The 14,066-nt window shown below is 69.2% G+C and carries 9 protein-coding genes; 3 read left to right on the forward strand and 6 right to left on the reverse strand.

The genetic code is table 11. The features are described from left to right. Positions 1-657 precede the first annotated feature (657 nt). From AC1D0A_RS16720 to AC1D0A_RS16740, 5 genes are all read right to left on the reverse strand, one after another. On the reverse strand, positions 658-2,487 hold the full coding sequence (locus tag AC1D0A_RS16720; protein WP_243179825.1) for an ABC-F family ATP-binding cassette domain-containing protein: 1,830 nt from the start codon (positions 2,485-2,487) through the stop codon (positions 658-660). A 72-nt stretch (positions 2,488-2,559) separates the two neighbouring features. Further along, on the reverse strand, positions 2,560-3,522 hold the full coding sequence (locus AC1D0A_RS16725) for a 4-(cytidine 5'-diphospho)-2-C-methyl-D-erythritol kinase (RefSeq protein ID WP_028276492.1): 963 nt from the start codon (positions 3,520-3,522) through the stop codon (positions 2,560-2,562). Between the two features lie 81 nt (positions 3,523-3,603). Beyond that, on the reverse strand, positions 3,604-4,443 hold the full coding sequence (rsmA, locus tag AC1D0A_RS16730) for a 16S rRNA (adenine(1518)-N(6)/adenine(1519)-N(6))-dimethyltransferase RsmA (protein WP_476942984.1): 840 nt from the start codon (positions 4,441-4,443) through the stop codon (positions 3,604-3,606). A 216-nt stretch (positions 4,444-4,659) separates the two neighbouring features. Beyond that, positions 4,660-5,805 carry a ubiquitin-like domain-containing protein gene (locus AC1D0A_RS16735; protein WP_476849065.1) on the reverse strand — a complete coding sequence of 382 codons (1,146 nt, stop codon included), beginning with the start codon at positions 5,803-5,805 and terminating at the stop codon, positions 4,660-4,662. A gap of 304 nt (positions 5,806-6,109) precedes the next feature. After that, complete coding sequence (locus AC1D0A_RS16740) at positions 6,110-6,997, reverse strand: TatD family hydrolase (RefSeq protein ID WP_476942953.1); 888 nt, start codon at positions 6,995-6,997, stop codon at positions 6,110-6,112. Positions 6,998-7,175: 178 nt separating this feature from the next. On the opposite strand from AC1D0A_RS16740, the gene AC1D0A_RS16745 reads away from it, so the two are divergent. Genes AC1D0A_RS16745 through AC1D0A_RS16755 form a run of 3 tightly spaced genes read left to right on the forward strand, consistent with a single transcriptional unit; the run spans position 7,176 to position 12,417 of the window. Continuing rightward, entirely contained in the window at positions 7,176-8,333 is a 1,158-nt protein-coding gene (locus AC1D0A_RS16745; protein ID WP_476942952.1) for an AAA family ATPase, read from the forward strand. A 14-nt stretch (positions 8,334-8,347) separates the two neighbouring features. Further along, positions 8,348-9,889, forward strand: coding sequence for a DUF58 domain-containing protein (locus tag AC1D0A_RS16750; protein ID WP_476946337.1), 1,542 nt, complete (start codon positions 8,348-8,350; stop codon positions 9,887-9,889). Next, positions 9,886-12,417 (forward strand): transglutaminase TgpA family protein, encoded by a 2,532-nt coding sequence (locus AC1D0A_RS16755; RefSeq protein WP_476946338.1) that lies wholly within the window; start codon positions 9,886-9,888, stop codon positions 12,415-12,417. The genes AC1D0A_RS16750 and AC1D0A_RS16755 overlap by 4 nt, the downstream gene beginning before the upstream one ends. Positions 12,418-12,426: 9 nt before the next feature. Here AC1D0A_RS16755 and AC1D0A_RS16760 read toward each other — a convergent pair whose 3' ends face one another. After that, on the reverse strand, positions 12,427-13,926 hold the full coding sequence (locus AC1D0A_RS16760) for an NAD-dependent succinate-semialdehyde dehydrogenase (RefSeq protein ID WP_476946339.1): 1,500 nt from the start codon (positions 13,924-13,926) through the stop codon (positions 12,427-12,429). Between the last annotated feature and the right edge of the window lie 140 nt (positions 13,927-14,066).

Here is a 14,066-nt window from a genome sequence, read left to right on the forward strand (position 1 = left end):
GGGCGCGGGTGGGCGCGGGTGGGCGCGGGTGGGCGGCGTGGGCAGGCGGTGCGGCCGGCGCCACGGGACATGCCCATTCTTGGTCTGCGCGGCCGGACATGTGCCGCAGGATTCACGCGTTCCGTGGAACGTGCCTTCCTGGGCGTGCGCAGAGACCCCGTCCCCTAAGCGGGACATGCCCAGCGTTGGTCCCGAGCAACGGACACAATGCCAATATGCCCATCCCTGGCCCGCGCCGAGGGACATGCCCTGCGGGATTTCGGCCCTCAAAGGGACATGTCCAGCGGCGGGTGCTCACGCTGGGCATGTCCCGCGGGATTCACGCGTTCCGCGGAACGTGCCTTCCCGGGCGTGCGCCGCGACCCCATTCCCTACGCGGGACATGCCCAGTGCTGGTCCCGATCAATGGACACAATGCCAATATGCCCATCCCTGGCCCGCGCCCAGCGACATGCCCAGCGGGATTTGAGCCCTGCAAGGGACATGTCCAATACTGGCCCGCGCCGAGGAACATGCCCAGCGGAAATTCAGCCCTGCAAGGGACATGTCCCGTGCTGGCCCGCGCCGAGGGACATGTCCCGCGGGTTTTGAGGGCTGCAAGGGACATGTCCATCGGTGGGTGCTCACGCTGGGCATGTCCCGGGGATGGGCAGGAGGCTACTCCCCCAGCACTTCCAGGGCCTCGAGCCATTCGAGTTCAAGGGCTTCGCGTTCCCCGGCCAGTTCCTGGAGTTTCGCGTTGAGTCCGGCGAGCTGGTCGAACTTGCTCGCGTCCCCGGCCCCGGCGGTCATCTGGGCGTGGATCTTGTCTTCCTGCTGCTTGAGTTTGCCGAGCTGGCGGTCGATCCGGTTCTTGGCCTTGCGGGCGTCGCGCTTTTCGGCCTCAGACGGGCCGCTGGCGACGGGAGCGGATCCCCCGCCGGCGGAGGTGACGGGGTTGCCGCCGCCGGTGATCGTGGAGCCTGCCAGGGCCCCTTCCCGCAGTTCGAGGTACTGGTCCACGCCGCGGGGCAGGGCGCGGATCTTGCCGTCGCCAAGGAGCGCCATCTGGTGGTCCGTGACGCGCTCGAGCAGGTAGCGGTCGTGGCTGACGACGACGAGCGTGCCGGGCCAGCCGTCGAGCACATCTTCGACGGCGGCGAGGGTGTCGGTGTCGAGGTCGTTGGTCGGCTCGTCAAGCATCAGCACGTTCGGCTCCCCCACGAGCAGGCGCAGGAGCTGCAGCCGCCGGCGTTCGCCACCGGAGAGGTCCTTGACCGGGGTCCACTGCTTTTCGTTGGTGAAGCCCAGCTGCTCCACGAGCTGGCCGGCGGTGAATTCCTTGCCGCCGACGTTGAAGGAGCGCTTTTCCCGCTCGATCACTTCGATCACACGCAGGTCCGAGACGTCGTCGAGTTCCTTGACCTCCTGGGTCAGGACCGCGGTGACCACCGTCTTGCCGCGCTTGACCTTCCCGGAGGAGGGCTGGATCTCGCCGTTGAGGAGTTTGAGCAGGGTGGTCTTGCCGGCGCCGTTGACGCCCACGAGGCCGAGCCGTTCCCCGGGGGCGAGGCGCAGCGTGATGTTGTCGAAGAGCTTCTGCCCGGGCTCGCCGCCGAGGAAGTCCAGCGAGACGTGCTCGAGGTCCAGGACATCCTTGCCCAGCCGGGCGGTGGCCATCTTGCTCAGCGCCGTCGAGTCGCGCGGCTCGGGGACGTCCGCGATCAGGGCGTTGGCTGCCTCGATCCGGAACTTGGGCTTGGCGGTGCGGGCCGGGGCACCGCGCCGGAGCCAGGCGAGTTCCTTCTTCACGAGCTGCTGGCGCTTGCTTTCCATCACTGACGCAGAGCGGTCCCGCTCCGCGCGGGCCAGGACGTAGGCGGCATAGCCGCCGTCGAACGGGTCCATGATGCCGTCGTGGATTTCCCAGGTCTTGGTGCAGACTTCGTCGAGGAACCACCGGTCGTGGGTGACCACGAGGAAGGCGCCCTGGTTGGCCCGCCAGCGGGTCTTCAGGTGCCGGGACAGCCACGCGACGCCTTCGACGTCGAGGTGGTTGGTGGGCTCGTCGAGCATGATGACGTCGTGGTCCTCGATCAGCAGCTTGGCCAGCGCCACACGCCGCTTCTGCCCGCCGGAGAGCGCGTGGACGTTGGCGTGCCAGTCGACGTCGGACACCAGCCCGCCCATGACTTCACGGATCTGGGGATTGCGGGCCCACTCGTAGTCGGCCTGGTCCCCCACGATCGCGGCGCCGACGGTGAGGTCGCCGTCGAGCACGTCGCTCTGGTCCAGGTAGCCGATGTTGACCTCGCTGCGCTTGGTCACCCGGCCGGAGTCCGGGGTGGAGCGCATGGCCAGCAACCGCATCAGGGTTGACTTGCCGTCACCGTTGCGGCCCACCATGCCGATCCGGTCGCCCTCTTCAAGGCCGAGGGTAATGCCATCGAGGACGGTACGGGTTGCATACGAGACCGTGAGGTTCTCGCCGCCGAGCAGGTGTGCCACTGGGAACTGCTTTCTTAGGTGTATCGGTGAAGTGAAGCTGTGAAGTCATCGGATGCGATGCGTCAAAAGCTCCTAAAGGAGCGTATCGGAGATGATGCGGGCCCCGTGCACCGGCCCGTGCACCGCCATGGCGTCGAGGCTGTGGTGCCGCAGCTCTTCGGCGAGCCCGGCGGCCGCGGCGGGGCTGTGTGCGAGGAACGCGACGGTGGGTCCGGAGCCGGAGACGATGCCCGCGATCGCGCCGCAGGCCTCGCCGCGGCCCAGGGTCTCGCGCAGGCCCGGGGCCAGTTCGATCGAGGCGCGCTGGAGGTCGTTGACCAGCACTCGGCTCAGGGCGTCGGCATCGCCGCTGCGCAGAGCCGTGAGCACGCCGGGATCCACGGCGTCGGGTTCGTCCACCGCCAGGCCCTCGGCCGCGCGCAGGCGGTCCAGGGTGCGGTAGACCTCAGGGGTGGGCAGGCCGAAGTCCGCGCTGACCAGGACCCAGTCCGTCTGGGCCTTGACCAGGGCCGGCGAGAGGTCATCGCCCAGGCCCAGTCCGACGGCGGTGCCGCCCAGCAGCGCGAAGGGAACATCGGCGCCGAGCTCGGCGGCCAGGTGGGCCAGCTCATCGCGGGACAGTCCGCTGTTCCACAATGCGTCGCAGGCCAGCAGGGTGGCGGCGGCGTCGGCCGATCCGCCGCCCATGCCGCCAGCCACGGGCACCCGTTTGGTGATCTCCAGGTGGACACCCGTGGAGTGTTCCGAGACGTCGGCCATGATGGCAGCGGCTTTGTAGGCCAGGTTGCGGTGATCGAGCGGAATGTCCACCCCGTCGAGGTCCACGGTGCTCGCGTCGCTGATGCTGACGGTGATCTCGCCGGTATCGGTGCTGGTGGCGGCAATTTCTTCGTAGAGCGAGACAGCCAGGTAGACGCTGGCCACGGAGTGGTAGCCGTCCGGCCGCAGCGGTCCGACATCCAGTGAGACGTTAACCTTGCCTGGAGCTTTCACCCGGACGGTCCTCGCGGCAAAGCGCCCTCTCACTGCGTTCATGGCTCCACGCTATGGCATCGCGGCCCGGGCTCCAAGCACGCAACCGCCCCCGGAGGCGCCCATGCGGAGCTCACAAGGAGCTCAGGAGTCCGGTTGTCCGTGGGCTTCGGCGATTCTGGCGAACGCCGCGATGTCGATCACTTCGCCGCGTGCGGTGGGGTCGACGCCGGCGGCCCGCAGGCAGCGTTCGGCCTCGGCGGCGCTGCCGGCCCAGCCGGCCAGCGCGGCCCGGAGCGTCTTGCGGCGCTGCGCGAAGGCGGCGTCGATCACGGCGAAGACCTGCTCCCTGGTGGCGGTCGTGACGGGGGGCTCCCGGCGCGTGAAGGCGACGAGTCCGGAATGGATCTTGGGCGCTGGCCAGAAGACGTTCATGCCGATCACGCCGGCCTTGCGCATGCTGCTGTACCAGGCGGCTTTGACGGATGGAACGCCGTAGGTCTTGGAGCCGGGGCCGGCCGCGAGCCGGTCGGCGACTTCATCCTGGACCATGACCAGGCCGTGCTGCAGGCTCGGGAAGTGCTGCAGGAGGTGCAGCACCACGGGAACGGCCACGTTGTAGGGAAGATTCGCCACGAGGGCGGTCGGTTCGACGGGAAGTTCGGTGACCCGCATGGCGTCGGCCAGGACGAGGTGGAAGTTCCCGGCGGCGTGCGGACGCCACTCGGCCACAGTGGCCGGCAGGCGCCCGGCAAGGACCGGATCGATTTCGACGGCGACCACGCTGCGGGCGGCGTCCAGCAGGCCAAGGGTCAGTGACCCGAGTCCGGGGCCGACTTCCAGGACGGTCTCATCGGCGCGGATGTCGGCGGCGTTCACGATCCGCCGGATGGTGTTGCCGTCGATGACGAAGTTCTGCCCGAGGGTCTTCGTGGGCCGCACGCCGATTTCCTCTGCCAGCCGGCGGATATCGGAGGCACCCATCAGCGGTGCGGGCGCCGCTCCGGGCAGGCTTTCGGGGGCGGAGGGGCTCGGTTCAGTCACCTAGGTATCCTATCCCGGCGCCGGTACGCCGCAGGCCGGGTCCGGAGGGAATCCGGACCCGGCCTGTGCTCTCCCTGGCTGTGGTCGGCAGCCGCGGGAGTCGGGCGTTCAGTGGCGGGCGGTCAGTGGCGGGCAGTCAGCCGCCGGCCTGGCCTGCTAGCTGGAGGCGGCCCAGCCGCAACCCCAGGGCTGCAGTCCGCGCTGGGCGTAGACCCGGTTGGCGACGGCGATCTGCTGGGCCTTGGTGGCGGCAGCGGCGTTCGGGGCGTAGGCGCCGCCGCCCGAGCTGAGCCAGGTGCCGACGTCGAACTGCAGGCCACCGTAGTAGCCGTTGCCGGTGTTGGTGGACCAGTTGCCGCCGGATTCGCACTGGGCGATCTTGTCCCACATGCCCTGGTTCATCATGGCGGGGGCGGCCGCACCGGTGTTGGCGGCGGGCTTGGGCTTTTCCTTGGTGCCGACAGTGACCTTTTCGGTGACGGGCTGGACGCTGACGGTCTCGGACACCAGGGTCCGGGAGGCTTCGCGGCCATCCACGAGGACCAGCTTGAAGTTCTTGCTGGTGGTGCCGGCGACGCCGGCCTGGGTGACCTTCTTCTCACCCTTGAACATGTCAGCACTCTCGGTGGTGAGTGTTTCGAAGGCGACGGGCTCGGTGGTGTTGGCCGTCTTGCTGACGTCGACGCGGGAGACCTTAATCACCATGTCATTGACCACCGGGGCGTTCCCGGGCTGGGATACGCGGTCGCTGGCCCCGAGCGAAAGCCCGGCGTCCTCGAGCACTTTGGCGACTGTGGCCGCCGTCGTGGTGGTCGCTGCCGCCTTGCCGTCCGCAACGAGGCTCACCTTTTTAGGCGTCGAGATGGAGACGAAGGAGCCGGAGACGGCGAGCTGGGCGTCCTTGGGCACGGAGACCTGCGAGGCGCTGGCCACGCCGAGTTCGGTCACGAGCCCCTCGACGGTGGGTGCGGTGGTGGAGATGGTCCGTTCGGCGCCGTCCAGGCTGACCTTGACGGCCTTGGCGAGGTTGACGTTGATGACTGACCCGTCCTGCACGTGGGCGTCCGCTGAAGGCGACACCCTGTCAGATGGCTGCAGTTCAACCTTGGCACTCTTGACGACTTCCCCGACGGTTCCGCCGAAGGTCTGGACGGAGCTGACTTTGCCATCCACGTTGAGTGTGATCGTCTTGTTATTGCCGACGAAGGCCACGAGGCCCAGCACCAGTGCCACCAGCACCACGAGCTGCGTGCCAACCTTGACGAAGCTGAACTTGCCGTCCGATGTGAAGAACTTGACCACAATTGCCCGAATCTCTTGGACCTTCCGGGCACGGGGAAAAGTGCACGTGGCCATCCACCGCGAGCGCGCCAACGGCGGCTCCGGACAGCGTCCGGAGCGTCACGGAACATGCGTGCACTGCCTCACCCAAAACGAGAGCGCGCATGTGGTTTGTTGGCCACAATGCACGCCCTGCTGGAGTGAAATTATCCGTAGGCCTTCCCCGACCCCGGCTAATAGTTGACCACTGTAATCGAAGCGTTATAAAGGAACCAAGAATTTGTGCATACCTGGTATCTATGCCGGGGAGCTGGATGAGGGCGGTTCAGTCCCAGGATCCGTACGCCCGCACCGTATTTGCGGCGATCTGCGCACACAGCCCGGAAAGCTCCGACCCGGTCACATCGGCCATAGCCCGCACGGTGTACGGAACCATGTAGCTCGCGTTGGGCCGGCCGCGATGCGGGTGCGGGGTGAGGAAGGGCGCGTCGGTCTCGACCAGGATCCGGCTCGGCTCAGCGATAGACAGCGCGTCCCGCAGGTCCGTCGCGTTCTTGAATGTCACAGTTCCGGCAAAGGACATGTACCAGCCCTCCGCGTTGCAGGTCCGGGCGAGTGCCTCGCCGCCGGAGAAACAGTGGAAGACCACCCGCTCCGGGGCCCCCTCTTCGCGCAGGACCTGGACGACGTCGTCGTGGGCGTCGCGGTCGTGGATTTGCAGCGTCAGTCCGAGCCGTTTGGCGATGTCGATATGGCGGCGGAACGAATAGCGCTGGTGGGTCAGGCCCTCCCCCTCGGTCCGGAAGAAGTCCAGGCCGGTCTCCCCGATCGCCCGGATCCTCGGATGGCCGGCGAGCGCCTCGATCTCGGCCAGGGCATCCTCCAGGCCGCCGCGCCGGGCGTAGCCGGGGGCGTCGTTGGGGTGGAGGGCAACAGCGCCCAGGAGCCGGGAATCGAGGTCGACCGCGTTGACCGTAAACCGGGACGATTCGAGGTCGCAGCCCACCTGCACGGCGCCTTGCACGCCCACGGCGGCGGCGGCATCGAGGGCGTCCTTGATGCCCACCTCAAGCTCCGCGTCGGGAAAGTCCAAATGCGTGTGGTTGTCCATGACCGGCACGGGAAGCGGTTCCGGTGCGGGCGGATACCCGCTGCGTCCGGTACCGTCGTTTCCAGGCGACCGGAAGGGGACGGGAGTGAGGGGATTGAGCATTCATCCACCCTAACCGGAGGCCAGATTTCCCCGGAACTCTCTGTCAGGGCCGGCAGTTGTGTTAGTAGTCTGTTAATACTCTGTAATTTCCCCGTTAGGAAACAGGTGAATGCCACTGCGGGGCCCCGGCCGCCGCGGGCGGTCAGATCCGGGACCCACCAGGGCTGAAAGGCTGCCGATGGATTACCACCGCACTTCCGTAGACGACATCCTCCCCCAGGGACAGAGTCTCCCAGGCCGCCCGTCCTTGGACCCAAACGCATCCGGACAGCGGCCCCCGCGGCATGAACTGCCGGCCATGGATGCCGACGCTTTCCACTCAGCCAGCACCCGGATCCTGACGGCGATCAATACGGTCATCGACGGCAAGGCCGAAGCGGCCAAACTGGCGCTCACGGTCCTCCTCGCCCAGGGCCACCTGCTCCTCGAAGACGTCCCGGGGGTGGGCAAGACGCTCCTGGCGAAGACGCTGGGCCGCACCATCGACTGCTCCGTCAGCCGGATCCAGTTCACCCCGGACCTGCTCCCGTCCGACGTCACGGGCGTGTCCATCTACAACCAGGCGACCCGGACCTTCGAGTTCCGGCACGGCGCGGTGTTCGCCAATATCGTCATCGGGGACGAAATCAACCGCGCCTCGGCCAAGACCCAGTCGGCCCTGCTGGAGTGCATGGAGGAGCACCAGGTCACGGTGGACGGCACGTCCTACCGGCTGGATGAGCCCTTCATGGTGGTGGCGACGCAGAACCCCATTGAGATGGAGGGCACGTATCCGCTGCCGGAAGCGCAGCGGGACCGCTTCATGGCCCGGATTTCCATGGGCTACCCGGACCGTGAGTCCGAGATGGAGATGCTCGAAACCCACCAGGCCTCCTCTCCGCTGGCGCGTGTGACGGCAGTGGTCACCGCGGCGGAAGTGGCCGCCATGATTGCCACGGTGCAGCAGGTATACGTGTCCCGGTCCATCAAGGAATACACCGTGGCCCTGGGCCGGGCCACGCGGGAAAGCGGGCTTCTCCGGCTCGGCGCCAGCCCGCGGTCCATGCTGCAGCTCCTGCGTGCGGCGAAGGCCACCGCCGCGTTGGAGGGCCGGGACTTTGTGCTGCCGGACGACGTCGTCAGCGTCGCCGAAGCGGTGCTCGCCCACCGGATCATCCTCGACCGCAAGGCGGCCAGCGCGGGTGAGACGCCGCAAAGCGTCATCCGGGCAATCATCGCCAAGATACCCGTCACCCCGGACGTGACGGCCTCACCCAACGGAACCGGCGGCCCTGGCCGGAAGAAGGCCTCGGCCATGGCAGCCGCGCCGCCGCCCAACGTGCCCAATCCGCACTAGGGAATGGCTCCGCCGTGGCGATAAGGGATCGGTTCCCCGGGCACTTCTTCAGCAGCCGCGGCTGGGGCCTGCTCGGCGCGGGTGCGGTGTCGCTGCTGGCCGCGCAGATCATGGGGCGCCGGGACCTGCTGGCCCTGGCCGTCCTGCTGCTGGTGCTGCCGGTGCTCGCCCTGGCTGGAACCCGGGTCCTGAAGCCGAGGTTCCGGGTCTACCGCGAATTCAGCCCGTCGCCGGTTGAAACGTCCGCCCGTGCCACGGTGCGGCTGGCCGTCGCGCGGACCGGGGCGGGCACAGGCCACGCCGTCATGGAGGAACACTTGCCGGCCCGGTTCGGCGAATCGCCTGTCTTCCGGTTCCCGGCCCGTGCGGCAGCCGGCGGCACCAGCCGCTATGAGTACCACCTCCGCTCGGCCAGGCGCGGCCAGTTCCTGATCGGGCCCGTCACGGCGGAATTCAGCGATCCCTTCGGGCTCTCCTTCCACCGCCACGCGATTGACGACGGCGACCTCCTCACCGTGACGCCCGCCGCCATCGAGCTGCCGGAGACCGGGCTCGCCGGTGCCCGCGGGCACGACGGTGTCACACCCACGAGGGCCCGGGCCAATCCCAGCGACGACGACGTCATGACCCGCGAATACCGCCACGGGGATCCGCTGCGCCGGGTGCACTGGGCCGCGACCGCCCGCCACGGTTCGCTCATGGTGCGGCAGGAGGAATCCGTCACGACCCCCGAGGCGACCATCATCCTGGACCAGCGGCTCTCGGCCTACCCCCACGGGGTGTTCGGCCACAGTGCACATTCCTCCGGCGGCCACCCGGGCGGCGGCGAGGGGGACGGCCACGACCTGCTGACCTCTGATGCCTTCGAGTGGGCTGTCACGGCGGCGATGTCGATCGGGGCGCACCTCGCGGAACGCAACTACTCACTGCGGTTCCTGGACAGCGCGGGCGCGCCGGCCTTCCGGAATTCGCCGTCCGCTCCCGACCCGGAAGCCGAGGAATACACCGGAACGGCCGGGCTGCAGTCCATCGCCGAAAGCCTGGCTGCCATCGAGCTTTCCGGCCCGCACCACACCCACCACCACAACCACCCGCGCCGTGACCGCCCGGCGCCCCGCCCCCAGGCCCGCCCGCAGGAGGCCGCGGCGGGAACCAGCACCGGGTCCTCCGCGGCGGGTGGATTCCGCTCCGGGGCCGCTGCGGGCACCGGGGGTGCCCCGCACGCCTTCGACGACACCCTGATGGACAAACTTTCCGCCCACCGGCTCCGCGGACCTGTCCTGGCGGTCCTGGGCAGCCTGACTCCGGCCGAGGCCCGGGCGCTGTCCCCGGCCGCCGGGTTCGGCGCGAACGCCTTCGCGCTGCTGGTCACGGACCGGGCACAGGACTCCGGCGAAGTGCCCGAGGTGCTGGAGGCGCTGCGGCTGGGCGGATGGCGGGCCCTGGCGGTATCCGCCCAGAGCTCACTGCCTGACGCCTGGGCAGCCTTCGACCAGGCAGACCCGGGGATTTCCGCCGGGGCCGACGTCCGCCGCGGCGTGGGGGGCCGGCCATGACCCTCGCCCCGCAACGCAGCCACGGAACCGGCACCGGCACGGCCGGCGAAGAAGAACCGACAGCCCTCTCCCCCGGTGCGGCGTCCCGGCCGGACGGACCCGGTGCCAAGCCCTGGGTGATGGCGACCGCCGTCGCGGTGGCCGTCGCGGGCGCGGCCCTCGGATTCAACGGCGTCCTGCGGGGCTGGGCCTGGTACTCCCCGGTGTTCAGTACCGTCCTCTCCGTTGCGTTCTCCCTCGCGGTGCTCCGGTCCCTGCGTGCCCGGCCCTGGCTGGTCACCGCCGGCGGCCTGGTGGCGCTGATCGTGGCCGTGACCTTCATCTTCTTCCGGCAGCACAGCATTGCCGGGTTCATCCCCTCCCCGGAGACCATGAACTACCTGGGAAAGTTCCTCCGGCGGGCCAGCGAAACGGTCCTGGCCGAGAGCACCCCAGTGGCCCCCAACGCCGGAATCGTCATGCTGATCTGCGCGGTCCTCGGACTGCTCGTGATCCTCATCGATGCCCTGGCGTTCCCGCTGGCGCTGCCGGCCACGAGCGGGCTCGGGATCCTGGCAATCCTCGTGGTGCCGGCCATGGTCAAGCCGCAAAGCGTGGGGGTGCTGGGGTTCGTGGGCGCCGCAGTCGGGTACCTTTTGATCCTCGGCTGCAGCCATTGGTACACGCCGGATACCCGCACCCTGGCCGACACCGCCCGCAACCCCGGGCAGCTGCGGCGCGGCACGGTCACGGCCGTCGCGGCGCTGACCCTCACGCTGGTGCTGCAGCTGGCCATCCCGGGTTTCGACCAGGGCACGTTCCCGCAGGGCTCGCGGCTGAACCCGTTCGGCGGCGCCACCGGCCTCAATCCGATGATCAGCCTGGGCAACAGCCTGCGCAGCCCCTCCGGCGAGGGCCGGATCACCTTCGCCACGAACGCGCCGACGACGCCGTACCTGCGCTCGGTGACGGTGGACACCTTTGACGGCGATGCCTGGTCACCCGATGACCGGGAGTCGAGCCGGCAGCCGGGAACAGGCCGGCTCGAGGCCGGGCATGAGACCGCCCCGGCCGAGCTCCGCGTGATTACGGCCGTCAACACCGGCCAGTACACGAGCCCGTACCTGCCCGCGCCGTATGCGCCGGAAGCGGTCAACGGCCTCTCGGGGCGCTGGAGCTGGGACCCCGCCACGCTGAGCATCAAGGGTGTGGACACAAATTCCCGCGACCAGCAATATGTGGTCTCGTCCGTGACTCCGCAGCTCACGGCAGCGCTGCTGGCGGGCGCTTCCGGGCAGGTGCGCGGTGTCCCCGAACTGTTCCTCCGGGAACCGTCGAATGTTCCGGAGGTTGTGCGCAGCACGGCTAGGACTGTGACGGCGGGTGCCAACTCGCCGTATTCGCGGGCCATGGCCATCCAGAGGTATTTGCGCTCCGCCGAGTTCACCTACTCTCTGCAGTCCCCCGTGCAGGGCGGCTACGACGGCAACGGCCTGTCCGTGCTGGCGGACTTCCTGACCCAGAAGAGCGGCTACTGCATTCATTTCGCCTCCGCCATGGCCGTGATGGCCAGACTGGAGGGCATTCCGAGCAGGATCGCCGTGGGCTACGCGCCGGGGCGGCCCACCGGGGCCACGGTGGCGGTCTCGGGCCAGGGCCCGCTTCCGGAGTTCGAGGTCGATGCCCGGGACGCCCACGCCTGGCCGGAGCTCTACTTCCAGGGCGTGGGCTGGGTCGCGTTTGAGCCGACACCGTCCCGCGGCGTCGTTCCGGCGTACGCCACGGATGCCGCCGCCCGCAGCGGTGCCAGCACCAACGACCGCAACGACGCCCTGACCCCCGGTGACGGTTCCACCCAGGCACCGTTCCCGGCCCCCGGCACGGTCCCGCTTCCCGGGGCGGGCACACCGGCGCCCAGCGGCGCGCAGGCGGCACAGGCGCTGTACGGTGTTGCCGCCGTGCTGCTGCTGGCGCTGCTGGTGGCCTCCCCGCGGCTGGTGCGCAGCGGCGTGCGGCGCCGCAGGCTCAGGACGGCGGCCCGCGGCAATCCCGGCGTCACGGCCGGGACGGCGCTGCCGGCCTGGGCGGAACTGCGGGATCTGGCCACAGACTACGGGGTGGCGCCCGGAGCGAGCGAAACGCCGCGGAATTTCTCCGAGCGGTTGCGCGCCTCGACGGTTTTCGGGGAACCCGGCGGTGCGGACGGGCCCGGCCAGCGGGCCGCGGCGGCCCTGACCGAGGACTTCGAACGTGAGCAGTACGGCCGCCCGGGCGGCGTGGCCGGCCCGGCGCGGACCGCAGGCTCCGCGGATCCGGCCGACTCCGCCGCTGCCAGGATCGCCCTGGTGCAGGCCTCGCTGCGCGCAAACGCCGGCTTCCTGGTCCGGCTGCGCGCGGCATGGCTGCCGCCGTCGGTCATGGCCGGCTGGCGGCGGGCCCTCCGGCTGCCCCGCGGGTTCCTCTCCCGGACAGCACTACGCACCCGGCGGGGGTTCGCGGGATCCTGGGGGAAGATCCGCAACTCCGTCCGCCGGGTGCGCCGCGGGTAGCTGGTGTGGCTAGCCGGCGTAGGGGTCGGCGATGCCGATGTACTGCGTGTAGAGGTATTCCTCGATGCCCTCGAGACCGCCTTCGCGCCCCAGGCCGGACTGCTTGACGCCGCCGAACGGGGCGGCAGCGTTGGAGACCACGCCGGCGTTCAGGCCCAGCATGCCGGTCTCAAGCCGTTCGCCCATCCGGATGCCCCGGTTCAAGTCCCGGGTGAAGACGTAGGCCACCAGCCCGTATTCGGTGTTGTTCGCGAGCCGGACAGCCTCGTCCTCGGTGTCAAAGGTGATGATCGGGGCGACGGGTCCGAAGATTTCCTCGGACAGGATCCGGCTGCCCTCGGTCACGCCGGTGAGGATCGTGGGCTTGTAGAAGTAGCCCGGGCCCTCGACGGCGGAGCCGCCGGTCACTGCGACAGCACCGGAGTTCACGGCGTCGGTGACGAGTTCGTGGACCTTGTCCCGGCTCTTGGCATCGATCAGCGGGCCGACCTTGGACTCGGCCTCGGTGCCCCGGGCCGTGGTCATCTCCGCCATCTTCGCGGCGAACTTCTCCGCGAACTCGGCCGCGACGGACTCGTGCACGATGAACCGGTTCGCCGCCGTGCAGGCCTCGCCCATGTTCCGCAGCTTCGCCAGCATCGCCCCGGCGACTGCGGCGTCGATGTCGGCGTCCCCGAACACTACGAACGGGGCGTTCCCGCCGAGTTCCATCGAGGTCCGGAGCACCGTCTCGGACGCATCAGCGAGCAGCCGGCGGCCGACCTCGGTGGAACCGGTGAAGGACAGCTTGCGCAGGCGCTGATCCTTGATCAGCGGACCCGTGGTGGCGCCGGCCGTGGAGGTCGGGATGACGTTCAGGACACCGGCGGGCAGGCCGGCCTCGACCATCACGGCCGCGAACAGCTGGGAGGTCAGCGGGGTCAGGTTCGCGGACTTGAGCACCATCGTGCAGCCGGCCGCGACCGCGGGGGCGATCTTGCGGGTGGCCATCGCCAGCGGGAAGTTCCACGGCGTAATCAAAAGGCACGGGCCCACGGGCTTCTTGGTCACCAGCAGCCGGGACCTGCCGTCCGGGGAGACCGAGTAGCGGCCGAACGCGCGGACGGCCTCTTCCGAGAACCAGCGCAGGAACTCGGCGCCGTAGGTGACCTCGCCACGGGCCTCGGCCAGCGGCTTGCCCATCTCCAGGGTCATCAGGAGCGCGAAGTCCTCGGCCCGTTCGGTCACCAGCTCGAAGGCGCGGCGCAGGATCTCGCCGCGTTCCCGGGCCGGGACCTTGGCCCAGGACTCCTGCGCGGCAGCGGCCGCGTCCAGGGCCGCTTTGCCGTCTTCGGGACCGGCGTCGGCAATGCTGAGCAGGACCTTCCCGGTCGCGGGATCCTCGACGTCGAAGGTCTTCCCGGACACGGCCGGACGCCATTCGCCGTTGATCAGCAGACCCGTCGGAACGGACGCCAGCAGGGCGCTCTCCCGGTCCGCGGAAACAATAGGCTGGGCAGTTACAGTCACAATGACTCCCTCGTCAGCAATTCGGTTGAACTAGTGTGGGCACAAGTTTTTGAATGAGTTTTCGTTGTAGGCGCTCGTTCCCACAGGCAGGCACGGGCGTCTGGATTACTGCCACGCTACTGCCGCGCTCACTGGCAAGT

It is taken from the genome of Arthrobacter sp. P1_D4, from assembly GCF_056406115.1.

Excerpts from the sequence above, each read along its gene's own strand:
- AC1D0A_RS16745 (WP_476942952.1), top strand. The coding sequence starts at position 7,176 with ATGGATTACCACCGCACTTCCGTAGACGACATCCTCCCCCAGGGACAG.
- AC1D0A_RS16740 (WP_476942953.1), bottom strand. The coding sequence starts at position 6,997 with ATGCTCAATCCCCTCACTCCCGTCCCCTTCCGGTCGCCTGGAAACGAC.
- AC1D0A_RS16755 (WP_476946338.1), top strand. The coding sequence starts at position 9,886 with ATGACCCTCGCCCCGCAACGCAGCCACGGAACCGGCACCGGCACGGCC.
- AC1D0A_RS16725 (WP_028276492.1), bottom strand. The coding sequence starts at position 3,522 with ATGAACGCAGTGAGAGGGCGCTTTGCCGCGAGGACCGTCCGGGTGAAA.
- rsmA (WP_476942984.1), bottom strand. The coding sequence starts at position 4,443 with ATGGGTGCCTCCGATATCCGCCGGCTGGCAGAGGAAATCGGCGTGCGG.